The following is a 25,037-nucleotide window of genomic DNA, read 5'->3' as shown; positions in this document are numbered from 1 at the left end:
TCAGTTCCTCGCCAACGTCTCATGTCGTCCGGCTCCTGTCTGGATGGCCTCGAGGGCGCGGGCGGCCGCCTTGCGCACCTCGACGTCGATGTCGGCGAGCAGGCCGCGGAGCGGCGCCTCGGCGGCCGCCGCCCGGAGCTCGCCGAGCGCCTGGGCGGCCGCCTTGCGGAGATCCGGGGTGGGGCTCGCGAGCATGGTCACGAGGTCGGGCGCGGCCGCGGCGGCCCGGAGCCGCCCGAGCGCGAGCGCCGACTCCTTGCGGACCTGCCAGGCGGCGTCGTCGAGCGCCCGCCGCAAGGCCGGCGCCGCGCGGCCGTGCGCCGAGCGGCCGAGCACGATCGCGGCCTCGACGCGGACACGCCAGTCGGGGTCGGAGAGCAGCGCGACGATCTCGTCCACGGTCTCGGGCTCGCCGAGCGCGCCGACCGCCTCGAGCGCGCCGACCGCGACCTGCCGCACGCCCGCGTCGGGGTCGCGCAGGAGGGCGCGGAGCGCCGGCGCCGTCTCGGGCCGCCGGAGGTAGGCCAGGGCGAGCACCACCTCGCGCCGCACCTCCGGCTCCGGATCGCCGAGCGCGCCCTCGAGGGGCGCGACCGCCCGGCCGTCGCGGAGCTCGCGGAGCGCCACGACCGCCGACGCGCGGACGAAGGGGCGCGCGTGCGCGACCGCCGCGATGAGGTGGCGCGCCGCCTCCGGCCCGCGGAACTCGCGCAGCGCCGTCGCGGCCGCCTCGCGCACGTGCGCGTCCTCGTCCTCGAGCGCGCCGAGCACCGCCGGCACCGCGCTCGGGTCGCCGAGGTCCTCGAGGTGCCCGAGCGCGAGCGCCCGCACCGTGGGGTCCGCGTCCTTCACGGCCTCGATGAGCGGCCTCACGAGCTCCGGGTCCGAGAGGTCGTCGAGCTCCATCAGCGCGAGCTGGCGGGCGTTGGGGTCGGGGTCCCTGAGGACGCCCGCGAGATCCTGCGCAAGCGACTGCTCTGTCATGTCGTCTCCGCCTCCGCCCGCTACCGGAGGAGAAAGGGGATCTTCACCGTGATCGCCTCTTTGGGGCAGTCGATCTCGCACGCGAGGCAATACCAGCACTCGTCGTAGGCCATGTGCGCCTTCTTCGTCTCCGGGTGGATGGCGAGGCAGTCGACAGGGCACGAGTCGATGCAGATCCGGCAGCCCTTGATGCAGGACGCCTCGTCGACGACGACCGGCAGATCGAGCCGGACGACGGCCTCGGCGTGGCCCGCGGTCTTGGCGCGCTGGGCCTTGATGGACTCTCGGTTCGGAAGGTGACCCATTCTGTTCCTCGTCGTTTCGGTCCGCGCCGTCAGAGCGCCGCGCGCTGCTCCCCGGCCGGGATACGCAGCTTGTCGTAGGCCTTGACCTCGCCGTCGTCGATCGGGAAGAGGTACGGCTCCACGGGCCTCTCCAGGCAGACCATCTCGCCGCCGTCGCCCTTCTTCAGGTTCACGTGCACGAACCAGCGGCGGTCATCCATCTCGGGGTAGTCGAGCCGGTAATGGTAGAGGCCCCAGCGGCTCTCGGTCCGGTGGAGCGAGGCGCGCGCGGCCATCTCGGCGCAGTCGCGGATGAAATGGCACTCCATCACCCGCATGAGCTCGTGCGGGCTCGACGCGGTGACCTGCTCGAGCTCGTCCTTGGCCCGCATGAAATACTCGAGCCCGAGCGCCATCCGGTTGCCCGTCTTCGGCGGCTGCAGGTAATCGTTCACGAGCCGCCGCACCTTGTATTCGTACTGGTGGGGGGGCACCCCGCTCCCGCGGGAGAGCGGGGCGAGGATGCGCTCGCGCTCGGCGTCCACGGCGTCGCTCCGGGGCTCGAGCGCCGGGGCGCGATCGAGGTAGTCGAGCGCGTTCTGCGCGCAGATCTTCCCGTAGGTGAGCGCGCCGAGCAGGTAGTTGTGCGGCACGCACGCCATGTCGCCGGCGGCGTAGAGCCCGGGCACGGTGGTCTCGCCCTTCTCGTTGACCCAGACGCCCGAGGCGCTGTGGCCGCTGCACAGGCCGATCTCGGAGATGTGCATCTCGACGAGGTCGTTCGCGTAGCTGTGCCCCCTGCCCTCGTGGAAGCGACCGCGGCTCGGGCGCTCCGTCTGGTGGAGCACCCGCTCGACCTCGGTGATCGTCTCCGGGGCGAGGTGGGTGAGCTTCAGGTAGACGGGGCCGTTCGCGGAGTGGAGCTCCCGGTAGAACTCCAGCATCATCTGCCCGCTCCAGTAATCGCTCTCGATGAAGCGGTGCCCCTTCGCGTTCACGGTGTGCCCGCCGAGCGGGCCGGTCACGTAGGCGCACGCCGGACCGTTGTAGTCCTTGATGAGCGGGTTGATCTGGAAGCACTCGATCCCGGTGAGCTCCGCGCCCGCGTGGTACGCCATCGAGTAGCCGTCTCCGGCGTTCGAGGGGTTCTCGTAGGTGCCGTGGAGGTAGCCCGACGCCGGCAGCCCGAGCCGCCCGGAGGCGCCACAGCAGAGGATCACCGCGCGCGCCTTGATGATCTCGATATGGCCCTCCCGGGTGTCGAAGCCCATCACCCCGGCGACCTGCCCGTCGGTGACGAGGACGCGGGTGGCCATCACCCGGTTGACCACGCGCACCCCGGCGCGCTTGACCATGCGCGTGAGGATCTTCTTGAGATCGTAGCCCTCCGGCATCGGGAGCACGTAACTCCCGTTGTGGTGGACCTTCTTGACATCGAAGTCGCCCGAACGCGTCTTCTGGAATTTGACGCCCCAGGAGTCCAGCTCCTGGAGCATCGCGAAGCTGTTGCGCGCATACTCGTAAATGGCGCGCTGGTTCACGATGCCGTCGTTGGCGACCGTGATCTCCTTGACGTACTGCTCGGGCGTCGAATGGCCGGGGATGATCGCGTTGTTCAGCCCGTCCATGCCGATCGCGATCGCGCCGCTGCGCTTGATATGCGCCTTCTCGAGGAGGACGACCCTCCCCCTCGGCAACCGCTGCTGCGCCTCCACGGCCGCCGTGGAGCCGGCGCTGCCGCCGCCCACGACGACGACGTCCGCCTCTGTCACGCGAATGTCCATTGCCATCCTCAACGTTTCAGGCGCGCACGCACACACACACAGCCCCTCCACGGACGGATCCGGTGCGGGCGGGTTCGGGCGCCGAGCGTCTTCTATCGCAGACGCGGGATCCGCTCTAACAGACGCGAACTTCCTGGGCAATCGCTTTTCTCGATGCTCACGATCGGCGCGCGGCGCGAGCTCCGACCGGCGGCCCTGGCGGGGCGGGGTCGGGCCGCGCGGGGCGCCGGATCCGGCAGGCGCCGCGAGGCGCGGGCGTCCGGCAGGCGCCGCGAGGCGCGGGCGTCCGGCAGGCGCCGCGCGTCGCGCCGGCGTCCGGCAGGCGCCGCGCGCCACCTCGGGGCCGCGGCGCGCAGGGAGGCTCACCCTCCCGGCGGATCCCCGACCCGCCGAGAAAGATTCGCCTTTCCACCCGTGGTTGTCTCCCCGAAGGCGCGGCCGGGACGCTACCATGCGGGGCAACCCGTAGTCTTCCCGTGGATCGGGGGAGCCGCGCGTGATCCTCCTCGGTCACCTCGATCCACCGCGCCCGGCGCCCCCAGCCTCGGCGCGCGCGCGCCGCTTCGCTGCATGGCCAAGCACCCGTCCCAGCTCGCCGACCTCGAGATCCAGCGCCGCCTGGGCGCCGGCGGCATGGCGGAGGTCTTCCTCGCCAAGAAGCGCGGCGCCGAGGGGACGTACAAGCTCCTCGTCGTCAAGCGCATCCTCCCCGCGCACGGGGCCTCGCGGCGCTTCCGCGCGATGTTCGTGGAGGAGGCGCACCTCGCGACCCGCCTGAACCACCCGAACATCGTCCAGGTCTACGAGTTCTCGGACCACGGCGAGGACGGCCTGCTGCTCTCGATGGAGTACGTCGAGGGCTTCGACCTCGGCAAGCTGATGCGGGCCGCCCAGCAGAAGGAGTCGCGCATCCCGCCGCTCGTGTCGGCGTTCATCGTCTCCGAGGCGGCGAAGGGGCTGCACTACGCCCACGAGCGCAAGGACGAGGGCGGCATGCCGCTCGCCATCGTCCACCGCGACGTGTCGCCGCAGAACATCCTGCTCTCGTTCGAGGGCGTCGTGAAGATCGCCGACTTCGGCATCGCCAGCGCGAACCTCTTCCGCGAGGAGCCCGGCGTGCTGAAGGGCAAGTTCGGGTACATGTCGCCCGAGCAGGCGCGCGGCGAGCGCGTCGACCGGCGCAGCGACATCTACGCGCTCGGCGTCGTGCTCTACGAGCTGCTCGCGATGCGCTCGCCCTACGGCAAGCTCGACGACGAGGCGCTGCTCGAGGCCGTGAAGGAGGGCGCCTTCGAGCCGCCGTCGACGCACGCGGCCGACATCCCCGCCGAGCTCGAGGCGATCGTGATGCGCGCCATGGCGCACGCGCCCGAGGACCGCTTCCAGACCGCGCGCGACCTGGCGGGGGCGATCGCGCGCGTCCTGCTCGCCAAGCAGGAGCTCGTCGACAACGCGTCGGTCGAGCAGACCGTGGCCCACCTGCTCGGGCGGGATCGGGAGCAGGAGGGGCGCGAGGGCGGGGCGGACGGCGCGAAGGCGGGGGACGACGGCGGCTCCGCGGCGCAGCCGCAGACGCTCGCGGCGGTGCCGGCCGCGCGCACGGGGGGCGAGTCCGACAGCGCCGGGACGGGCGCGCCGCGCGTGGTGCGCGAGGTGCGCCACGTCGCGGTCGTGACGCTGCGGCTCGAGGGCGTCGACGAGCTGCTCGGGGCGCAGGGGCGCCTCGCCGGCAAGCGCAGCGGGCGCTCGATCCGCACGACGCTCGACGCGATCGCGTTCAAGCACGGGGCGATCTGGTCGTGGGAGTCGCAGGCGAGCGCGCGCGCGGTCGTGGGGCTGCTCGCGAACCCCTCGCGCGCCGCGGCCGACGCCGCCTCGCTCGCGGTCGACGTGCACGAGGCGCTCGCGGGCGCGTCGGAGGACCTGCCCGTCGAGGTCCGCGCCGCGATCGGCATCGTGCGCGGCATCGCCTACGGCGAGCGCGACGAGCAGGGGCACCTCATCCACCACGTGCTCAAGGAGCCCGCGAACTTCCTCGCCGAGCGCCTCGGCAGCCGCACGCCGTTCGGCAGGACCTGGGTCGCCGGCGGCGTCTACCGCCTCGTGCGGCGCGACTTCCGGTGGGGCGACGCGCCGTCGCTCGACCTCGACGACGCGGGCCACATCCAGGTGCCGCACCAGATGCGGCTCTACGCCCTCCAGCGCCCGCTCACGCGCGAGGAGCGCATGGCGGAGATCGCGCTGTCGCCGAACGACCTCGTCGGCCGCGACGCGGAGCGGGCCGACCTGCACGCGGCCTACCACCGCGCGGTCTCGCCGCCCGCGAAGGCCCTCGCCGAGGCGCGCCTCGGCGAGAGCGACCCGCCGGCGAGCCGGCCGAGCAAGCCGCCGACCCCGCCGGGTTCTCTCCGGGGCCAGTCGGTCGCGCGCGTCATCGTCGGCGAGATGGGCATCGGCAAGAGCGCGCTCATCGCGACCTTCCTGTCCGAGCTGCCCGGCGAGGCGCGCGTGCTGCACGTCGAGTGCTCGCCGGTGAAGAGCGAGCTGCCGCTCGCGACGATCTGCGACGTGCTCCGCGACGTCACCGGGATGGGGCTCGACCACTCGATCGACGACGCCGCGCACGTGATCCGCGCCATGCTGGGGCCGATCGCGCGCTCGCCCCTCGGCGGGCGCGTGGTCGCGCGCCTCGCCGAGCTCGTGACCGGCAAGCAGATCGAGCACCCCGAGGACGACGCGACGACCTACGGCCGCGACATGGTGGCGCGGGGCGTGAAGTACCTGCTCGGCTCGCTGGCGCGCCACCAGCCGCTCGTCGTCGTGATCGACGGCCTCCAGTGGGCCGACCGCCCGAGCCTCGAGCTCATCTCGGACCTGCTCAAGCGCCCGTCGGAGCGGCTGCCGATCCTCGTGCTCCTGCTCACGCGCCCCGAGGAGCGGGTGACCCCGTTCATCGAGGGGCTCGTGCGCATCGAGCTCCGCGGGCTCGGCGCCGAGGAGCAGATGCGCCTCGTCGAGGCGCGCCTCGGCGTGCGCGAGGGCGTCGCCGCGGTGTGCGGCGAGCTCGTGCCGCGCGTCGCCGGCAACCCGTTCTTCCTGCTCGAGATGGTCGACGCGCTGCTCGAGCGGGGCACGCTGGAGATCGTCGAGCACCCGGGCGGCCGGCACGAGCTCGTGCGCCACGACCGGACGGGGGATCGCGGCGAGCCGCTCCCCTCCACGCTGGAGCAGCTCATCGGCGACCGCCTGCGCGAGCTGCCGCCGGCGGAGCACGACGTCGTGAACTGGCTCGCGGTGGCCGGGGGCCCGCTGCTCAAGGACGACATCCTGAACCTGACGCGGCTCGCCGACGACGAGGCGGTGACGCGCCTCTGCGCGCGAGGCCTGTGCGACCGCCGCGCCGGGGCCGTCGACTTCCGCCACCCGCTCGCGCGCGACGTGGCCTACCTCGCGCTCGACAGCGCGAGCCGCGTGCGCATGCACCGGCGGCTCGGCGAGCACCTGTCGACGACGCCGCTCGCGCAGGGGCTGTCGGCGGCGATCGTGGCGCAGCACCTCGCGCGCGGCGAGGCGCCCGGGCCGGCGGCGGAGCTCTACCTGGACGCCGCGAAGGCGGCGCGCGCGGCGCACCAGGCGCAGCTGTCGCGCCGCTACTACGAGCGCGCGCTCGCCCTCTTGCCGACCGGCGACACCCGCCGGATGATCGCGCACGAGGCGCTCGAGGCGATCTTCCGCCACCTCGGCCGCCGCCGCGAGCGGCGCAAGCACCTCGCGGCGCTGCGCCAGCTCGCGAAGGAGAGCGCGCAGGCGCGCTGGGCGGCGCTCGCGCTCGTGCGCACCGCGCGCTTCGACCTCGACGACGGCCACCTCGCCCGCGGCCTGCCGGTCGCGCAGCGCGCCGCCGAGATCGCGCGCATCGCCCGGCGCCCGGCGCTCGAGGTCGAGGCGCTGACGATCCTGTCCGAGGTGCTGCGCGAGCTCGGCGACGTCCAGGGCGCGATCAGCGCGGCCGATCGGGCGCTGCGGGTGACGCAGACGGGCGGGCTGACGCCGCGGGCGCGCGCGGAGGTGCTGCGCACGAAGGGGGTGCTCCTGCGCCGGGTCGGCCGCCTGCAGGAGGCGGTCGAGGCGCACGCGGAGGCGATCGCCGTGTTCCGCGCGGTGGGCGCGCGGCGCAGCGAGGCGCGCGCGAAGAACTCGCTCGCCGTGGCGATGTTCGTGCTCGAGCGCTTCGAGGACGCGATCGCGGTCGGGCTCTCGTCGATCTCCATCGATCTCGCGATCGGGGGGCGGTTCCAGATCGCGAAGACGCTGAGCAACATCGGCCACGCGTACGCGAAGCTCGGGGATCTTCTGCGGAGCCTCGCGTACATGAAGCGGGCGCGGGAGGCGCACGAGCGCTATGACGATCAGGACGCCAGGGCGGACACGCTCCTCTGCTCGGCGGGCATCCTCCTCGAGGCGGGCGACGTCGACGCCGCGCACACGTTCTGCGCCGACGCCGGCGCGCTCATCGCGGTGACCGGGAGCGTCTACGACATGATCCACGAGCGCAACGTTCGCGCCCTCCTGGCGAGGGCGCGCGGCGACGTCCACGGGGCGATCGCGAACGCCTCCGAGGCCCGGCAGCTGGCCGAGTCGCAGGGGCTGATGAGCTACCACGCGATGGCGACGGCGATCGAGGCGTCGGCGCGGGTGGAGGCGGGCGAGGTGCACTCGGGGGTGCTGCTCGCGCGGACGGCGCTCGGCGCGGTGGAGGCCGGCAGCTCGGAGTACGGGATCGAGGTGCGCGACCTCTGCTGCGAGGCGCTGCAGAAGGGCGCGCCGGCGAGCGCGGCGGACGCGTACCACCGCGCGGCGATGCACGTGCGGCAGGTGGCGGGCTACATCCGCGACGCGCGGCTGAGGGCGCTGTTCCTGGATCGCGCCGTGGTGCGGCGCCTGCTCGCCGGGGAGGCGGAGGGTCCGGCGGCCGGGGAGGACCCGCTCCGCCGCGGGGAGATGGCATGAGCGGGACGGGAGCAAGGGCCTCGGCGAAGCCGCGCCGCAAGGTGGCGGTGATCCTCTCGGGCGGCGGCGCGCGGGGCGCGTACGAGGTCGGCGTGATGTCGTACGTGCTCGACCAGTTCGCCCGCCTCCGCGGGGCGCCGCCGCGCATCGACATCCTCTGCGGCACGTCGGTGGGCGCGGTGAACGCGTGTTACCTCGCGGCGCACCTCGACGATCCGACGCTGGGCGTGCGGCGCCTGGTCAACCTGTGGTCGCAGCTCCGGCTGGAGACGGTGCTCGGCTTCGGGGTGCGGCAGGCGGTCTCGCTGCCGCGGCTCCTGCTCGGCGGCGGCTCGCAGGGGGTGGGTCTGTTCGACGTGTCGCCGATGCAGCGGCTCGTCGAGAAGGAGATCCCGTGGCGGGCGATCGCGCGCACGCTGCGCCACGGCTACCTCTCGGCGGTGAGCGTGTCGGCGACGGAGATCGCGACGGGCCGCACGGTGATCTTCATGCAGACGGGCCCGGACGGCGCGCTGCCCTCGACGGCGCCGCCGCGGACGGTGATCCGCGGGGCGCTCATCGGCCCGCCGCACGCGCTCGCGTCGGCGGCGATCCCGATCCTGTTCCCGCCGGTCCGCATCGGGCGCGACCTCTACATGGACGGCGGGGTGCGGCAGAACACGCCCATCGCGCCGGCGCTCCGGCTGGGGGCGACGCACGTGCTGGCGATCGGCCTGTCGCGGGAGGTGCGCAGCATCGACGCGGGCGACAGCGGCAAGCCGCCGGGGATGGCACTCGTGCTCGGCAAGGTCCTGAACGCGTTCCTGCTCGACCACATCCAGACGGATTTCGAGGTGCTGACGCGGGTCAACCACATGATCGAGGACGGGGAGCGGGCGTTCGGCCCGGATTTCCTGCGGGCGATCAACGACGCGGCGGCGGAGCGGGGGGCGCTGCCGTACCGGCGGGTGGAGACGCTGGTGGTACGGCCGAGCGTGGACCTCGGGCGGCTCGCGGCGGAGCACGTGAAGGCGGGCAAGGTCCAGGGGGGGACGGCGATCATGCGGCGGCTGCTGTCGCTGGTGGACGTCGGGCAGGACAACGACGCGGATCTGGCGAGCTACCTCCTGTTCGACGGGTCGTTCACGAGCAAGCTGATCTCGCTCGGGAGGGCGGACGCGGAGGCGCGGCGGCACGACATCGCGGACTTCTTCGGGAGCGCGGGGGAGGACGTGGAGCCCAGGCTGTCGGACAGCGCGGAGTGGTCGATTCCGCCGCCAGTGGGGCCCGGGGGGTCCATCTAGAGCTGACCGGCCCTCGGAGGGGGTGTTCGTGGCGCGGTGTGGGGCCCCGCCGAACTCGCCTGGGCCATGGCCCCTCCGGCGGAGCCGGAGGGACCATGGCCCAGGCTCAGACATCGGCCCATCCCCACACCGCGCCACGAACACCCCCTCCGAGGGCCTACCGACGTCGCCGGAGAGGACCGGAGACGTCGCTGGAGAGGACCGGAGGGGCACCTCGAGACAGGTGAGCTGCGGTGGGGGCTCATCCTTCGCGCGAACGCATGCCCGGGGACCTGGCCTGGACGAGCGCGGCCATGTTCCCCGGCTCGTGGAGGTTCTGCCGCATCTTCATGTGCGCCTTCGGGATCTCGTGCCACGAGAACGTCTCCGAGAGGACAGGGCGAATGCGGCCCTCCAGGACCAGGCGGTGCGCCTGGCTCGCCTGCATCAAGGTCGCGATATGACTCCCCTGGATGCGCTTTTGACGCATCCAGACGAAACGCGCATCCATCGTGAAATTGTACCCGGTCGTACCGGCGCAGAACACCACCATGCCGCCGCGCTTCACCACGAAGCAGCTCACCGGGAACGTCGACTCGCCAGGGTGCTCGAGCACCAGATCGACGTCGGTCTTCTGGCCCGTGATCGACCAGATGGCCTTTCCGAAGCGACGGACCTCGCTCATGTACTCCGCGTAAGCCGCGTCGTCGAGCGAACGCAGCGGACCCCAGCACCTGAACTGGGTGCGGTTGCCATTGTAGTCGATCCCGGCCGCCATGACCGCGATGAGGACCTCATCCGGGCCGATGCGCGGCGTCGGCACGACCTCTAGTTGCATGGCGGTGATCGGCTCGCCGTGGCGATCGCGCCGGATGACCCACGCGACCATGCTCCGCGGGACGTGTCCGAGCGGAGGCATTTCGCCCAGCTCATACACGTCCTTCTCTGCATACGAGGCGCCCTCGCAATATGATCCATCCGCCATCGCGCTCTCCTGAGGCTCGTCGATTGAGTTCGCGCTCCGCGTCGGCGCCTCCGCAGAGGAAGTGCCTGCCCACAAGGCGGAGCGCGTCACGCAGACAAAGCGTCGCGGTTATTCTGAACTCCAATGCATGCGTCAAGCATCCGAGCACCTTCATGCCGAGTCTCGTGCGGCGTCAGCCGCGAGCAAGCAGCGCCTGAGCCTCGCAGCGAGGACCTCAGCCGCCCAAGAGATAAGGGCCCGTCGGCTGGACGGCGCGGAGCGCCTCGAGATAACGCGCCGCCATGATCTCGATGCGGTCGTCCGGCTCGCCGTCGTCGTCGAGACCCCTGGCCTGGATCGCATGGAAAGGGCGGTCCTTCCCGAGGTGGCGCGCGAGGTCGGCATAGCAGAGGACCGGACCGCTCGCCGGATGCACGCAGAAGAAGGGCGTCCCCTGGCCGGCAGGCTGGAGCGGGGCCAGGAGAGGGTGGAGCCGCGATCGCGCGGCCTCGCGAGCGCCCTCGGCCTCCACCGGCAGTTCCAGCGAGTCCGCGACGTGATCGGCGAGCGACGCCAGCGTCGGGCAGCTGAAGCTCCAGTTGATCGAGAGCTTGACGTCGAGCGCGGCGCAAAGCCGCCCGCGAAGCTCGAGGCTCATCATCGAGTCCATCCCCAGGTCCGAGAGGCTCGCCGCGCGATCCACGCGCGCGGGGTCATCGAACCCCAGCGTCTCTGCGACGGTCTCCTGCAACCACCGCTCGAGCACGCGCCGGCGCTCGAACGGACGGGCGCCGTTCAGCTGCGCGATGATCGCGGGCGCCGTCACCTCCGGCCGAGGCTCGGCCCGAGCCGGCCCCGGGCGCGGCGCGGACTCCGAGGGCTCGATCCAGTAGCGCTGTCGCTGCCAGGGATAGGCCGGCAGAGGCACACACCGCCCCCCGCAGGATAGAGGCGCTTCCAGTCGATCGCGTGGCCGCGGGTGTACAGGGCCCCGAGCGATTGCAGCTGGCAACGCCGCTCGTCCTGGCCTCGCCGCAGCGTCGGCAACGCGGTCCCCTCCTCCCCGCGGCCGAGCAGACATTGCTCGATGTTGCCCGTGAGCACCGGGTGCGGCCCGACCTCCAGGAAATCGCGGCGCCCATCCGCGATGGCCCTCGCGACGGCGCCCGCGACGCGCACCGGCTCTCGAAGGCTCTTCGCCCAGTACGCGGCGTCGAGGCCCTCGCCGGCGACGCGCGCCTGCGTGACCGTGCTGTACATGGCGAGCGCCATCTTGCCCCGGCCCGTCGCCTGCTGCATGACACGCCCGCGGAGCACGACGAGCCGCGCCGCCTCGTCGAGGCCGAGGGCGCCCGCGACGTGCGCTGCCGCCACCTCGCCGACGCTGTGGCCGACCACCGCGCCCGGCGAGACTCCCCACGACGCCCAGAGCCTCGCGAGCGCCACCTGCACAGCGAAGATCGCCGGCTTGCATGCGCTACCGGCCCCGCGTCCTCCGGCTGACGCACTACGCCGCGCAGGACACCGAGCTGCGGGGGGTCCCGATCCCGGCGGGGAGCTGGGTGGTGAGCGTCGTCGCCGAGGCGAGCCGGGACGAGCGCGTGTTCAGCGACCCCGATCGCTTCGACATCACGCGCGAGCCGGTGCGCCCCAACCTGAACTTCGGCACCGGCCGGCACAACTGCATCGGCGCCTACCTCGCGCAGATCGAGCTGCAGGAGGCCCTTGCGGCCCTCGTCGAGCGCTGGGAGAGCTTCGAGATCGCCGGTGAGGTCGTGCCCCAGGCGTCGAACCAGACGAACGGCGTGCTGGAGCTCCCGCTGCGGTTCAGGCCCGCCTGAGGGGCGGGACGCCGGCAGCGCCGGCGCGGCCTCGGCCGCCTCCTCGGCGGGGGCGACGTGGAGAAGCGGGGTATTCCTGGTAGAAGACCCGCATGCTCGTCGATCCCACGCTCTTCGGGTTGTTCGTCGTGACCGGGCTCGCGCTCAACCTCACGCCGGGGCCGGACATGATGTTCGTCCTCGCCGCGGGGACCAGCGCGGGTCGACGGAGCGGCGTGCTCGCGGCGCTCGGGATCGGCGCCGGGGGGCTCGTCCACACGGCGGCGGCCGCCGCGGGGCTGTCGGCCCTCCTGGTCTCGTCGGCGCTCGCGTTCTCCGTCGTGAAGTACGCCGGCGCGGCCTATCTGGTCTACATCGGCGTCAGGGCGTTGCTCTCGCCCGCTGACCCGTCCGCGGCGCCCTCGTCGTCGAGCCTCGCTGCTCCACCGAGGGACGGCGTGCTCTGGCGCGCCGTGGTGACCAGCGTGCTGAACCCGAAGGTCGCGCTGTTCTTCCTCGCGTTCGTTCCCCAGTTCGTCAGCGCCGACCGTGGCCCGATCGCGCTTCAGTTCCTCCTGCTGGGGACGACATTCTGCATCACGGGGACGCTCGTGAACGGCCTTGTGGGGATCCTCGCAGGGTCGTTGCGCGGCGTGCTCGAGCGACGGACCCGCTGGGCGCGCACCCTCGATCGGGCGACCGGCGCCGTCTTCATCCTGCTCGGCGTCCGGCTCGCGCTGGTGGGGCGCAAATAGGCTGCGCGACGCACCAGGGCCGAGTCGAAGCCTGGGCGCCAGGAGCTCGATAGGCCAGTGAGCGACTCGGGGCCTTTGTGATCGAGAGGCATGTGCCCGCGGGATCGCCGCAGGAGGGGCACAGCTGCGCGCCTGCGCGCGCGGGCGGTGCCTGTGGACATACGGTATCGCACGATGCCGCACGACACGACAGAGCGGCCCACTCCGGTGAATGGGGTGCTCACCCGAGACACCCGTGACAAAGACCGCTCTTCTACGTTCGTGGCTCCGAACGTAAAATCTACTTACATACCGCTTGCATTCTCGCGGCCTCAGCAGGCAGGATACTGTCCTGGGGCTCCGGCGCGCGCCCGACGCACGCCGCCGAGGAGCGGGCAGCTCCACACCGAGAGGTTATGACAACCGAACAGGCGGTCGATCCTTCTGTCGCGCACCTGGACCGCCCCCGCTGGAGCGACGCGCGGCTGGCGGCCATGGCCGAGGTGGCGCCGGTCGCGATGGTCGTGTGTGATCGGGAGCGCGTCGTGCGCTTCTGGAACCGAGAGGCATCGCGGCTGTTCGGGTGGACGGAAGCGGAGGTGATCGGCAGAGAGCTGCCCTGCCTGCGCCGCGGCGACGTCGAGGCGTGGTGGGAGCGCCCTGGCGACGAGGGGACGCCGCTCGCGGCGCAAGGTGTACACAAGGACGGATCCCGCGTGGACGTAACGGTCATGCCGGCGGTGGTGGAGCGGGACGCGTCGGGCGCGGCTGCCGGGGTGATGGCGGTCATCACGGCGGGTCGCGACGGGCGGGGCGCGGGGGCCGCCGAGCAGCCGGCGGCCAGCGAGGCGCTCCGGAAGAGCGAGGAGCGCTTCCGCCTGGTCACCCTCGCCGTCCAGGAGGCGATCTACGATTACGACGTCGTCACCGGCGCGGTGTGGCGCAGCGATTCGTTCGAGAAGATCTCGGGCGCGCCCAAGGAGCTTTATGCGGACGCGAGCTGGTGGCGCGAGCATATCCACCCGGACGACGTGAACAACACGACCCATGCGCTCGAGGCGGCGATGAGCTCCGGCGCGAGCGCCTGGACCGCGGAGTACCGCCTCCGGCGAGCGAGCGGCGATTACGCCGTTCTCATCGATCACGGGGTCATCGTCCGCGACGCGAGCGGCGCGCTGCTCAGGGTCGTCGGCGCGGCGTCGGACGTGACCGAGCAGCGGCGGCTCGAGGCGCAGGTGCGGGAGTCGATGGTCCAGCTCAAGGCGGCCGCCGAGGAGCTCGAGCTGCAGAACCAGCGCCTCGAGAGCGAGATTATCGAGCGCATGCGCAGCGAGGAGAGCCTGCGCGCCCAGAACGAGGCGATCCGGCTCATGTCCGCGCCCGTGGTCCAGGTCTGGGATCACGTGCTCGCGCTGCCGCTCATCGGCACGATCGACGATGTCCGCGCGTCGCGCATCACGGAGACGCTGCTCAACGAGATCGTGCGCACGCAGGCCCGGTTCTCGATCATGGATCTGACGGGCATCGAGAGCGTCGACCTGGCGACGACGAAGCACCTGCTGGACATGATGAGGGCCGTCAATCTGCTCGGGACGCGCGGGGTGGTGTCGGGAATCTCGCCGCAGATCGCGGCCACCATGACGGAGCTCGGCGCCGAGACGCAGGGGTTCGTCACGTTCGGAACCCTGAAGGACGCGCTCCGTTACACGATCGGCGAGGCCACACGGGCCGCCGCGGCCGCGCCCCGCACGGCGTCGGCGAACGGGGCAGCGGGGAGGAGAGAAGGATCACCGATCCGGCGGTAAGCCGGCCGGTGGCAGAGGCTTACCGCGGCGGGCCGCCCGCCCGATGCAACGGAGGGCGGACGCGGCGTCGTTCGGGTGCCCCCGTCTCTCGTCTTTCGTCTTTCGTCTTTCGTCTTTCGTCTTCGTGCTCGTCCTCGTGATCGTGATCGTGCTCGCTCCATCCCGTCTTCCCTCTCGCGGATGATCGTGTGACGGCACGGCGAGCGCGCAGACTTACACACGCCTCAGATTCCGTCACACCTCCCCTAACCTATTGAGACTGCTCGCATTTGGACCCGGAACAAGAGTCCAACCAGTTCAATGCGTTAGACAAGATGCGACAGAGGATGGAGCGATCACGATCACGATCACGAGGACGAGCACGAAAGACGAAAGACGAGCACGAAAGACGAGAGACGGGAGACGAAAGACGAGAGACGAAAGACGAGAGACGAGAGACGAGAGAGCAGGGGTTTGTCCTCGCTCACCGAGCACGCTTCGCTCAGCGGCTTTCAGCCTCGCGTGTCAGCCGATCACCTGAAGGGACGTCTTCCGACTTCTGCCGACCACCGGCGCCCGCGTCGCGCGGACCGCCTGGCCATCGCGGCGGGCCTCATCGCGAAGCCCCCCGCACACACGCCGAAGGCGCCGAGCCTCGCTCCGCGCCCCCGAGCCTCCAGACGAGCGCCTCAGCGCTCCTTGTCCTTCTCGCCCTTCTTCTTCTCGTCACCCTTCTTCTTGTCCTTCTTCGACTTCGCCGCGACCTTCTTCGGCTCGTCCTTCCCCAGCGCGATCTCCAGGCGATCCCCCTTCGCCCTCGCCTTGTAGGCCGGCACTCCGTCCTTGAACTGAAGGGTCACCTCGGCGCCGTGCGCGGTATTGACGACCCGCACCGACGCGATGCGCTTGTCCTTGCGAGCCAGCCCGCTCCCCGACGAGAGCGCGCGCCGGTCGGGCAGCGACACCGTGAAGCCCATCGCGCCGGCCGCGCCGTTCAGCTCCTCGATCGGACCATCCATCTTCAGCTTCAGCACGACGGGGTTCCGCACGACCCCCTGGCCCCACTCCCGCGCGTCCTCCTGCTCGTCGCCCCCGCTCGCCTCGTCGTCCTCGTCCGCCCCGGGCCCTCCCGGCATCGCGGCGCCCGCCGCCTCCGCGAGCGGATCGCCGGCGCGCCCGCTCGCATCCGGCGGCGGCGTCGGCGGGACGGGCTCGGTCGTCGACAGCGGCGTCGCGCCGAACAGCGGGACCTCCGCGGTCAACACGCCGCCGGGCGCCGCCTGCGCCGCGCCGCCCGGCGCCTGCGCCCCGGCGGCCGCGAGGGCGGGCGCGCCCGACGCCGCCGGCAGCGCCGGCGCGGCCTCGGTCGTCTCCGCGGCGGTCTCGGCGCCGCCGCGCAGGCCGAGCAGGCGCGCCGCGCCGAACACCACGAGCACCGCCGCAAGGCCCAGGAAACTCCCGAGCGCGGCGGCCTTCTTGTTGAACGCCGGCGCCTCCGCGGGGGGCTCGCCCGCCTCCTCGGCGTCCTCGCGCACCAGCCGGCGCCCCTCCGACTTCAGCGCGCCCGCCGGCGGCGGCGCCGTCTTGCGGCGAGGACCCCCGTCCTTCCCGGACCCCTCCGCGATCGCCGCGCGCCGCTTCCGGATCCGCGCGAGGATGCCGGCCATCGCCGTCGTCGCGCGCGCCCCGGCCCCGGCGAGCGCGGGCCCGACCGTGCCCGCCACCGCCTTGCCCGCCCGCGCCGCCTTCTCGCCGACGTCGCGCAGGCGGCCCGACGACGCGCCCTCCGCCCGCTCCGCGCCCGCCTCCTCCGGCTCCCCCGGCCCGGCCGAGGGCGGGACCATGTCCTCCGCCGACGCCAGCGTCGCGCCGGCCTCGCGCGGCTCTCGCGCAGAGAGCACCGGCGACGCGTCCACGTCCTGGGGCTCCTGGTCGTCGTCCCCCTCCGCCGCCGGGCCGCCGCTCGCGCGCGCCGCCACGGCCTCGACCTGGCCGCGCGCCGGCGCCTCGCTCGCGCGCGCCGCCGCGCCGTGGCCCTGCGCCCGCCCCGGCGCCTCGCTCGGCCGCCCCGGCGCCGCGCCCTCGGCATGGCCGCGCCCCGGCGCCTCGCTCAGCCGCCCCGGCGCCGCGCCCTCGGCATGGCCGCGCCCCGGCGCCTCGCTCGGCCGCCCCGGCGCCTCGCTCGGCCGCCCCGGCGCCTCGCTCCTCCGCGCCGCGGCGCCGCCCTCGTGCGCCGCCGCGGGCCTCGCGGGCGGCAGGCTCGCGGACGCCCCCCGCGGCTTCGCCTTGACCGCGACCGCGGGCGGCGCGTCGTAGCGCAGCGTCACCACGAGCTGCGGCACGCTCGTCGCCGGGTCGATCTCGACCTTCACGTGGTCGATGTATGCCTCGCGGCGCGCGCCCTGCTCGACCTCCTCCAGCTCGAGGGAGCGGCCCACCTTGAGGAACTCCAGGTTGGAGCCGACCTCCACGTCGTCCAGCCCGCACGCGCGCACGCGCGCCTTCATCGGCGAGCCCAGCCCGTCGATGTGGAGCCGCACGCGCGCGCCCCGCTGCGTGAGCTCCGCCGCCCCGCGCGCCGCGCCCGAGGGCACCGTGGCCGCCGGCGCGAAGGCCGCGGGCCCGCCGTCGCCGGAGACGCCCGCGCACATCGCGCGCACCGCCTCCTCCGCCTCGGCGTCGAGGCCGGTGAACCGCAGGCCGAACTCGCCGCCCCGCGCCTGCTCGGCCCGCCAGCAGACCTCGCCCTCGACGACGAGCTCCTTGCCGAGCCCGTCGAAGCGGCAGATCAGCGCGTCGCCGACCCGCGGCAGGTACGCCGTGCGAAGCCGCATCCCCTCCGGGGACATGTCGATCGACTCGGCCTCGAAGCCGCCGCCCGACGTCTCGCCGACCGCGACGAGCGCCTCGATGCGGACCCGCTGCCCGGCGCCGGCGCGCCGCTCCCCGCCGCCGTCGCGATCCCTTTCCACGGATTCCGGCGCCCTGCGAACGCCATCTCCCTCTGCGCCTCGAACGCTCATACGCCCATTCCTCCGTTGGAGCCGCGAAGCAGCCGCGCCCACGATCGCGGGACCTCCGACCAGCAGAGGACCCTCGGGCCGGCAGTACGGCCTAACCCTCCGGCTGGCCAAGTTTTGGAGGGCGCGCCGCGCGGGTCGTCGCGCGCGGGTAGGGCAAGCGCAACAACCTGACGCGACGCGGCCGCTCGCTTCACCTGGCGCGCCAGGGGGCAGACGTGGGAAGCTCACGGGAATGGGCAACGACGAGCCGCCGCAGAAACGCGACACGCCCGCGCCGACCCCGACGCAGGACGTCGTCTTCATCCACAGCCCCGTGGAGCACGGCGAGGGCTTCCGCGTGATCCGCAGCCGCGAGGACCGGATCGAGATCGGCGAGCTCCGGCCCGCGGAGCACGGGAGGCCGCTCAACGGAGAGCTCGTGAAGCTGACGCAGCGGACGGAGCACGCCCGGCTCTTCGACGTGGAGGTGGTCCTCCCGGCCCAGCGCGCGCCCGAGGCGCAGCGCTCCGGCCCAGCGCAGGTCGCGACCGACACCTACCGCTCGAACTGGGAGGCGATCTTCGGCGGGCGCGAGGAGAACAAGAAGCTCTCCAACTGAGCGATCCAAGCGAAGCTCTTCTACGTTGATGAAGGGCTAGCCTCATCGCGTGTCCAGCTGGCCGCGCCAGCAGGATCTACGAGCGCACCGGCGACCAGCCGGTCCTGCTCCAGTCCTACACACTCCCGCCGATCCAGCGCCTCAATCACGGACGACGCGCCTCGCCGGCCCCACCACGCCGGGGCAACGTACCCGACGACCGCCGCGAGGTGGGGTGTCCACGGCGTGGACAGGGGCCGTCCACGGGGTGGGCGCCGGCGGATCTGCAGCCCTCACGGGGATGCTGGTGAGCCGGGGGATCCGGCGCGGCACCGGCCTTGCTGGAGCGGCAGGGCGAAGACCACGGAGCGCCGGGCGCCGCCGGCGCGCTGCGCCTCCAAGGGGACCTGCCATGAGAGCCACCTACCGAGACGACGAGGACGTCGCCCGCCTTCATATCGAGTCGCTGATCGAGCGGCACCGCGCGCAGGTCGACGCCCTCCCCGAGCACCTCCGCCGCATCCATGGCCGCCGCGTGGCCCGGTCGCTGGCCGGCGCCGTCGCGCTCGCCGGCGCCCTCGTCGTCGCGGCCGTCTCCGCGATCGGCGTCGTCTTCAACGACGTGATGAATTCCTTCGCCGGGCGCAGCAGCGGCGGCATGGTCGCGCTGCTCGCGGCGTGGGCGGCGGTCGCGATCGCGTACGCCCTCGGCCCGCGGCTCGCCCGCGCGAAGCTCCACGACGCGCTCGCCTGTGACGTGCGGCGGAGCGGCGACGTCCACGGCGACCACGCGCGCCTCGAGGCCGCGGCGCCCGAGGCGCGTGTGCGCGCCCTCCTCGACGACGAGGAGCACCTCAGCATCGCGCTGCCGCTCGCGGGCTTCGTCGTGCTCGCGCCGCTCTCGCTGCACCTCGTGTTCCACGCGGTCCGGTACGGAGCGACCGCCGCGATGAACCACCCGCTCATCGCCTTCGACCGCTGGATCGCCGAGTTCGACCGCTGGATCGTCCTCAGCCTGATCCTGGTCGGCCACGTGCACGCCATCGTCGCGTACCTGAGCTTCCAGTATGCGCGCGCGCTCCACGAGGGCACCACGGGCACCCTCGTCGCGGCCCCTCCCCCGGGCGGCGCCCGGGCGCTCGGCATCGCAGTGTTCGCGAGCCTGTTCCCGGGCGGCCTCCTGGGTCTCCTCCTGCCGCTCATCGTCGCCGCGACAGGCGCCCTCGTGCTCCTGCCCGCGTTCCGCCTGGCCCGCGCGCGCCTCCTCGACGAGCGCCGGCAGCTCGCCGACGGCTGAACGGCGCCGCTCGGCGCGGCGCCGGACAGCGCGCCGCGGGCTGAAGGCGCCGCTCAGCGCAGGCCACCCCGGCCGCGAGAGGCCAGCGCGGCGCTCTGCCGCGCCTGGCCCGTCCTCCGGAGCGCGTACGCGATCCCGCGCTGGAGCGTCCCCTGGACGACCGTCTCGCCGAGATCGATCCCGAGGCCGACCAGCGTCTGCGACACGTCGGCTCGGATCCCGGTGATCACCGCCTCGGCGCCGAGCAGCCGCAGCGCGCTCGCCGTCCGCAGGAGCGTCGCCGCCACCCCGCTGTCCACGCACCGCACGCCCGTGATGTCCAGGATGACCACCTCCGCCCCCGCCTCGGAGACGCCGCGCAGCGCCGCCTCGAGCGCCCGATCCGCCCGCTCGGCATCCATCGTCCCGATCAGCGGCATGACCATGATCCGGTCGGAGATCGGGATCAGCGGCGTCGACAGCTCCGCCAGCCGCTCGCGCTGCATCCGGATGAGGTCCTCCTGCAAGGCGGCGCGCTCCTGCTCGGCGCGGCCCCGCTCCGCGAGCTCCTCCTCCAGCCTCGCCTTCGCCGCGGACAGCTCGGCGGTCCGGTCGGCCACGGCCGCCTCGAGCGCGTCGTTGGCCCGGCGCAGCTCGTCGCTCGCCGCCTGCACCCGCGCGTAGAGCAGCGCGTTCTTCACGGCCACCCCCGCCTGCGCCGCGACGAGCTCGAGCACGTCCAGGCGGGCCGGAGAGAACACGTCGGGCGCGGCGTTGTTTTCGAGGTAGAGGACGCCCGAGAGGTCCCCCTGGCTCGCCATGGGCAAGGCCAGCACCGACCGCGGCCGGCGCGCCGCGACGTAGGGATCCCCCTCGAACCGCGCGTCCTGCGCCGCGTCCCCCACGACGACCGAGCTCCCGGTGCGCATCACGAGCTCGATCACCGAGAGGGCCGCGGCGCCGCTGTCGCGCACGTGCGTGGACGGGCCCACGCGGACCTCCCCTTCGTCCTCGGCGACGGCCTCCACGCGCGGCCCGCCCTCGCGCTCCAGGATCAGCGCGCCCCGCTGCGCGCCGACGCTCTCGATGGCCAGCCGGAGCAGCCGCGACATCACCCGATCGAGGTCGATCTCGCGCGCCACCGCCTGCGCGGCCCGGATCAACGCCGCCGCGTCGAGCAGCGCAAGGCGCCGCGCCACCATCTCCGTGGTCGACGACGCCACCGACGTCAGGCTCGACAGCACGCCCGCGGACGCGGGCTGCCGCGTCCCCGCGCGGGGGAGCAGCTCGACGTACGCCTCCTCCATCTGCCGCAGCTTGGCCGTGGCGCCCCAGCGCGCGCAGTCCTGGTAGGCATCGAGCAGGCACGGCCGCGCGAGGCGCTGCACGCGCCTCGCGGCCAGGAACCTGCCGCAGAGCTCGCTGACGAGCGCCCGGTAACGCACGTAGCCCGCCTGCTCCGCCGCGTCGCTCGCCTCCTGGTACAGCCTGAGGACCGGCTCGAGCGCCTCGCCGGCCGCGCGCGCGCGCTCCGCCCGCACGAGGAGCTCCAGGTGCCGGAGCTCCGGGCAGTCCCGCGCCAGCGCGGCGAGCTGGTCGTGACTCGCGGCGAGCATCCCGGCGAGCCCGCCGCTGCCCTCCCCTTCCCCTTTCCCTTCCACGTCCCCCTCCGCCCCCGCGCCGAGCGCCACGATCGCGAGGCACGTGTAGAGCGGCAGATCGACGGCGGCGACGTACTGGCCCACCGCGGCGGCGGACCGCTCGTGTGCGAGGCGCGCCATCCGGAGCGCGCCCTCGTGATCCCCGTAGAGGAAAGCGAGCGCGAGCTTGTGCGTGTAGTAAAAGCAGCCGGCGCTCGCGAAGCCCGGGGCGTCCAGCGTCGGCGCGAACGCCGCCTCGTCGAAGCCGGCGTCGCTCAGCGTGTCGCGGCCCAGCGTGCGCCCCTCCAGGTTGAGGACCACCTGCCGCGCGGCGGTCTGGACCGCCGTCGACATCGCGTCCCTCGTGCGCGAGGTGAAGCGCAGGAACTCGCCGACCTCCTCGCGCACGCTCCGGAGCTCGCTTCCCAGGCTGAGCTTCATCTGGGCGAGCGTGTTGCAGGCCGCCGCCGCGAACATGAAGTCGCCGGTCTCCATCCCGGCCGTCACCGCCCGCTGGAAGTACTCGAGCGCCTCGCGCTGCGGCCGCGAGAAGCTCATGATGGTCGCGAACAGGAAGTCGAGCCGCGCCCTGATCCCGGCGACCTGGTACCGGTCGTTCAGGGCGACGGCCATGCGCGCCATCCGGTAAGCTTCGCGCGGCTGGCCGGCGATCGCGGCCAGGTAGAAGCCGTAGTGGACGTACGCCACGCAGGCGAACGGCGAGTTCCCGTGCCGCAGCGACAGGGTCGTCATCCTGAAGCCGAGCAGCTTGGTCAGCAGGGGATTGAGGAAATGGGCCGCCGGCACGAGGTGGGCGAGCAGCTCGAGCACCGCCAGCGTGTGCGGATCGGTGAGCTGCGCGCCCGCGCCGATGTCCTCGATCGCGCGGCCTTCGAGGAGGCGCTCGGCCTCGGCGACCTCGGCGCGGAGCGCGGCGTCGAACGCCGCGCCCTCGGTCGGGAGGTCCACGCCGAGCATGCCGAGGCCCCGGAGCCCCACCGCGAGCGTGTCCGTCAGGCGGCGCTGCGCGTTGTAGAGGACCATCCGCATGCAGTGCACGCGCGCGCGCTGGAGGTCCGACGCGGCGCGGTCGAGCAGGGCGTCGAAGAGCGCCTCCGCGTCGTCGTAGCGGCCGCTCAGGTACGCGCACTCGGCCTGCGCGGCCTGGACGTCGAAGGCCAGGCCCGGCTCGCCGGCCAGGAGCTCCGCGCCGAGGGCGGCGGCCGCGGCGCTCAGGTAGCCGAACGCCGCGTCGTACGCGGTCGCGGCCTGCGCTCGCCGGCCGGCCGCGAGGTTGAGCCGCGCGAGCTCGCCGCGCTCGGCCGGCTCCTTCACCAGGGCCGCGCCGAGGTTCAGGTGGCCGACGATCGCGAACAGCTCCTCGTCGCTCGGGTCCCGGCCGAGGTTCGCCGCGAGCAGCCGGCCGATGCGGTGGTGCAGCCGCGCTCGCTCCGGCGCCCCGATGAGCGCGTACGCCGCCTGCTGGACGCGGTCGTGCAGGAACCGGTACGACACGCGGAACGAGGGGTCCTCGAGCAGCCTCGCCGCCACCGCCGCGTCGCCGGAGTGGACGAAGCGGTAGTCGGGGCTGAGGGGCACCACCAGGCCCTCCCGCAGCGCCTCCCAGAGCGCGGCGGCCACCTCGGCCGGGGGCCGCTCGTCCACGAGCGCGAGCGTCCGGAGGTCGAACCGGTGGCCCACACACGCCGCGAGCCGGAGCGCCCGCTGCGCGTCGGGCGCGAGCCGCCGGATCTTCGCGGCCATCAGCTCGACCGCGCCCTCCGCGCCCGCCGCGCCCCGGGCGCGCTCGAGATCCCAGGTCCACGCGCCCGCGGCCGGATCGAAGCGCACGATCCCCTCCTCCGCGAGCGCGCGCAGGAGCTGGTGGAGGAAGAACGGGTTGCCCGCGGTCCGCTCCAGGATCAGCGCCGCGAAGGCGTCCGTGTCGTCGAGGCGGCAGCGCAGGGCGTCGGCGAGCAGCCGGCGGATGTCGCCGGGCTCGAGCGGCCCGAGCCACACCTCGCCGACGGGCGCGCCCGCCGCGCGCACGTCGCCGAGGAGCCGCGCGAGCGGGTGGGCGCCGTCGACCTCGTTGTCGCGGTAGGCCCCGATCACGAGCATCCGCCGCCCCTCGGGGTCGGTCATCAGCAGCTCCAGGAGCTTGAGCGAGGCGGGATCGGCCCACTGCAGGTCGTCGATGAAGAGCACGAGGAGGTGCTCTTCCGTCACCGCGCGGACGAAGTTCTGGAAGGCCAGGTTGAAGCGGTTCCTCGACTCGTTCGGCCCGAGCGGCTGCACCGGAGGCTGGGGCCCGATGACGCGCGCGAGCTCGGGGATGACGTCGACGACGACCCGCCCGATCGAGCCGAGCGCGGCCGTGAGGCGGACCCTCCATCGCGAGAACGCCTCCTCGCCCTCCGAGAGGAGGCGCTCGCACAGCTCGCCGAACGCCTGCGCGATGGCCGCGTAAGGGGTGCGCTGCTCGAGCTGGCCGAACTTCCCCGAGACGAAGTACCCCGGCCGCTGCGCGAGCACCTTGTAGACCTCGTGGACGAGGGCGGATTTGCCGGTGCCGGCGTGGCCGGAGAGGGTGAACAGCAGGGCGGCGCCGGCCGCCGCGCGCTCGCACGCGGCCACGATCGCCTGCGCCTCGGCCTCGCGGCCATAGAGCTTCTCCGGCAGCCAGAGCCGGCCGCCCGCGTCGCGCTCGCCGAGCGGAAAGGGATCGATACGGCCGTCGGCCTCGTACCTCCGGAGACACTCCTCCAGATCGGCTCTCAGCGCCTCCGCGCACGGATAACGGTCCTCCGCCGCCTTGGAGAGCAGCTTCATCACGATATCGGACAGCGCGCGCGGGACCTCGGCCGACGCGGCGTGCGGCGGCGTCGGCGTCCTGGCGAGGTGGCAGTGCACGAGCTCCATGGCGCTGGGCGCCGTGAACGGGGGGCCGCCCGTGAGCATCTCGTAGAGCGTCGCGCCCAGCGAGTAGAGGTCTGTCCGGCAGTCGAGGCTGCGGTTCATCCAGCCGGTCTGCTCCGGCGACATGTACGCCAGCGTCCCCTCGGCGGCGTCCGGGTTCTCGGCCCTCGGCGCCTCGTGCGACAGCCGCGTGGCGATCCCGAAGTCCGCCAGCTTGACCTCCAGCGGGTCGAGCCGGACGAGGATGTTGTGCGGCTTGACGTCCTTGTGAATCACGCCGGCGTGGTGCAGCGACGCGAGCGCGTCCGCGACGTGGATGCCAATGCGCAGACGCTTGGGTAGACTGAGCCTCTCGCCGCGCAGGAGGATATCGAGCGACGTGCCGCCGAAGTCCTCCAGGACGAGCACGGGCGCCCCCTCGCTCTCCTCGACGTCGAGGACGCGCAGGACGCCCGGGTGCGCGATCTCCCGCGTGATCGCCTGCTCGTGGCGGAGCCTCGCGATCGTGCGCGGCGATGCGCGCTCGGCGACGGGTCCCTTCAGCACGACGGCCAGCCCGTCCGAGGCGCGGCGCGCGCGGCGGACGATGATCTCACGCCCCTGTTGAAGGACCTCGTCCGCGTCATAACCTCGCGGCACGCCAGCGGCCCCGGCGGCTGTGGCCGCACCCGTGTTCATCCGGCACGTATACACCAGCCGCCGTGGCGCCAACTTCGTCGAGGCCTGGCGCCCGGCGCTCAGCCGCCGTGGCGCACGGCGCGCACCGGCGACGGCGACACCAGCGGTCATCTCACATGTCCGGAAGTAGGTTCCACGGTTCATCCCGCGGCGCGTGAGGCCTTGACCGCGATGCGCTCGCCCGCGCCCGAGCCGGCCGGGGCCTCGCGGCGTCCCCTCGGCGGGGCGCGGCCGGCGCGGCCGGCGCGGCCCGGAGCAGCCCCGGGGGCTCTCCCGCGGACCTCGCGGCGCGCGCGCC

General features: G+C 73.3%; 14 protein-coding genes and 1 pseudogene. 7 read left to right on the top strand and 8 right to left on the bottom strand.

The window, feature by feature from the left end; genetic code table 11:
- The 3 genes from WMF43_RS15300 to WMF43_RS15290 are packed head-to-tail and all read right to left on the bottom strand — an operon-like array spanning window position 1 to window position 3,052.
- A complete protein-coding gene (locus tag WMF43_RS15300; protein WP_437681006.1) occupies window positions 1-984 on the bottom strand; it encodes a HEAT repeat domain-containing protein in 984 nt (327 codons plus the stop codon).
- A 20-nt stretch (window positions 985-1,004) separates the two neighbouring features.
- On the bottom strand, window positions 1,005-1,289 hold the full coding sequence (locus tag WMF43_RS15295; RefSeq protein ID WP_159396972.1) for a 4Fe-4S dicluster domain-containing protein: 285 nt from the start codon (window positions 1,287-1,289) through the stop codon (window positions 1,005-1,007).
- A gap of 29 nt (window positions 1,290-1,318) precedes the next feature.
- Complete coding sequence (locus tag WMF43_RS15290) at window positions 1,319-3,052, bottom strand: fumarate reductase/succinate dehydrogenase flavoprotein subunit (protein ID WP_437681003.1); 1,734 nt, start codon at window positions 3,050-3,052, stop codon at window positions 1,319-1,321.
- A gap of 570 nt (window positions 3,053-3,622) precedes the next feature.
- On the opposite strand from WMF43_RS15290, the gene WMF43_RS15285 reads away from it, so the two are divergent.
- Entirely contained in the window at window positions 3,623-8,062 is a 4,440-nt protein-coding gene (locus tag WMF43_RS15285) for a serine/threonine-protein kinase (RefSeq protein WP_437681002.1), read from the top strand.
- Entirely contained in the window at window positions 8,059-9,345 is a 1,287-nt protein-coding gene (locus WMF43_RS15280; protein ID WP_437681000.1) for a patatin-like phospholipase family protein, read from the top strand. Before WMF43_RS15285 ends, WMF43_RS15280 begins: the two co-directional genes overlap by 4 nt.
- A gap of 241 nt (window positions 9,346-9,586) precedes the next feature.
- Here the strand turns inward: WMF43_RS15280 and WMF43_RS15275 are convergent.
- The 3 genes and pseudogenes from WMF43_RS15275 to WMF43_RS15265 form a co-directional block, all read right to left on the bottom strand.
- A pseudogene (locus WMF43_RS15275) lies at window positions 9,587-10,075 on the bottom strand (zinc-binding dehydrogenase); the annotation flags it as partial.
- Between the two features lie 448 nt (window positions 10,076-10,523).
- Window positions 10,524-11,114 (bottom strand): phosphopantetheine-binding protein, encoded by a 591-nt coding sequence (locus tag WMF43_RS15270; RefSeq protein ID WP_437680998.1) that lies wholly within the window; start codon window positions 11,112-11,114, stop codon window positions 10,524-10,526.
- Window positions 11,111-11,734, bottom strand: a complete 624-nt coding sequence (locus tag WMF43_RS15265; protein ID WP_437680996.1) for an acyltransferase domain-containing protein — start codon at window positions 11,732-11,734, stop codon at window positions 11,111-11,113. Before WMF43_RS15265 ends, WMF43_RS15270 begins: the two co-directional genes overlap by 4 nt.
- A gap of 26 nt (window positions 11,735-11,760) precedes the next feature.
- Between WMF43_RS15265 and WMF43_RS15260 the strand changes: the two genes are divergently transcribed.
- The 3 genes from WMF43_RS15260 (at window position 11,761) to WMF43_RS15250 (ending at window position 14,647) form a co-directional block, all read left to right on the top strand.
- Window positions 11,761-12,129 (top strand): cytochrome P450, encoded by a 369-nt coding sequence (locus WMF43_RS15260; RefSeq protein WP_437680994.1) that lies wholly within the window; start codon window positions 11,761-11,763, stop codon window positions 12,127-12,129.
- A gap of 92 nt (window positions 12,130-12,221) precedes the next feature.
- Window positions 12,222-12,863: a LysE family translocator gene (locus tag WMF43_RS15255; protein WP_437680992.1), complete on the top strand. Its 642-nt coding sequence runs from the start codon at window positions 12,222-12,224 to the stop codon at window positions 12,861-12,863.
- Between the two features lie 395 nt (window positions 12,864-13,258).
- Window positions 13,259-14,647: a PAS domain S-box protein gene (locus tag WMF43_RS15250; RefSeq protein WP_437680990.1), complete on the top strand. Its 1,389-nt coding sequence runs from the start codon at window positions 13,259-13,261 to the stop codon at window positions 14,645-14,647.
- 668 nt (window positions 14,648-15,315) lie between these two features.
- On the opposite strand, the gene WMF43_RS15245 is transcribed toward WMF43_RS15250, so the two are convergent.
- Complete coding sequence (locus tag WMF43_RS15245; RefSeq protein WP_437680989.1) at window positions 15,316-17,598, bottom strand: PilZ domain-containing protein; 2,283 nt, start codon at window positions 17,596-17,598, stop codon at window positions 15,316-15,318.
- A 283-nt stretch (window positions 17,599-17,881) separates the two neighbouring features.
- Here WMF43_RS15245 and WMF43_RS15240 point away from each other — a divergent pair, with 283 nt between their 5' ends.
- Together WMF43_RS15240 and WMF43_RS15235 are read left to right on the top strand one after the other, a co-directional pair.
- Window positions 17,882-18,247: a hypothetical protein gene (locus tag WMF43_RS15240; RefSeq protein ID WP_437680987.1), complete on the top strand. Its 366-nt coding sequence runs from the start codon at window positions 17,882-17,884 to the stop codon at window positions 18,245-18,247.
- Window positions 18,248-18,638: 391 nt separating this feature from the next.
- On the top strand, window positions 18,639-19,523 hold the full coding sequence (locus tag WMF43_RS15235; RefSeq protein WP_437680985.1) for a hypothetical protein: 885 nt from the start codon (window positions 18,639-18,641) through the stop codon (window positions 19,521-19,523).
- A gap of 53 nt (window positions 19,524-19,576) precedes the next feature.
- Here the strand turns inward: WMF43_RS15235 and WMF43_RS15230 are convergent, their stop codons facing one another.
- Complete coding sequence (locus WMF43_RS15230; protein ID WP_437680983.1) at window positions 19,577-24,739, bottom strand: AAA family ATPase; 5,163 nt, start codon at window positions 24,737-24,739, stop codon at window positions 19,577-19,579.
- Window positions 24,740-25,037 lie beyond the last annotated feature (298 nt).

Source organism: Sorangium sp. So ce131 (assembly GCF_051519095.1).
GTDB lineage: Bacteria > Myxococcota_A > Polyangia > Polyangiales > Polyangiaceae > Sorangium.
This window is presented reverse-complemented; position numbering and strand designations above follow the sequence as displayed.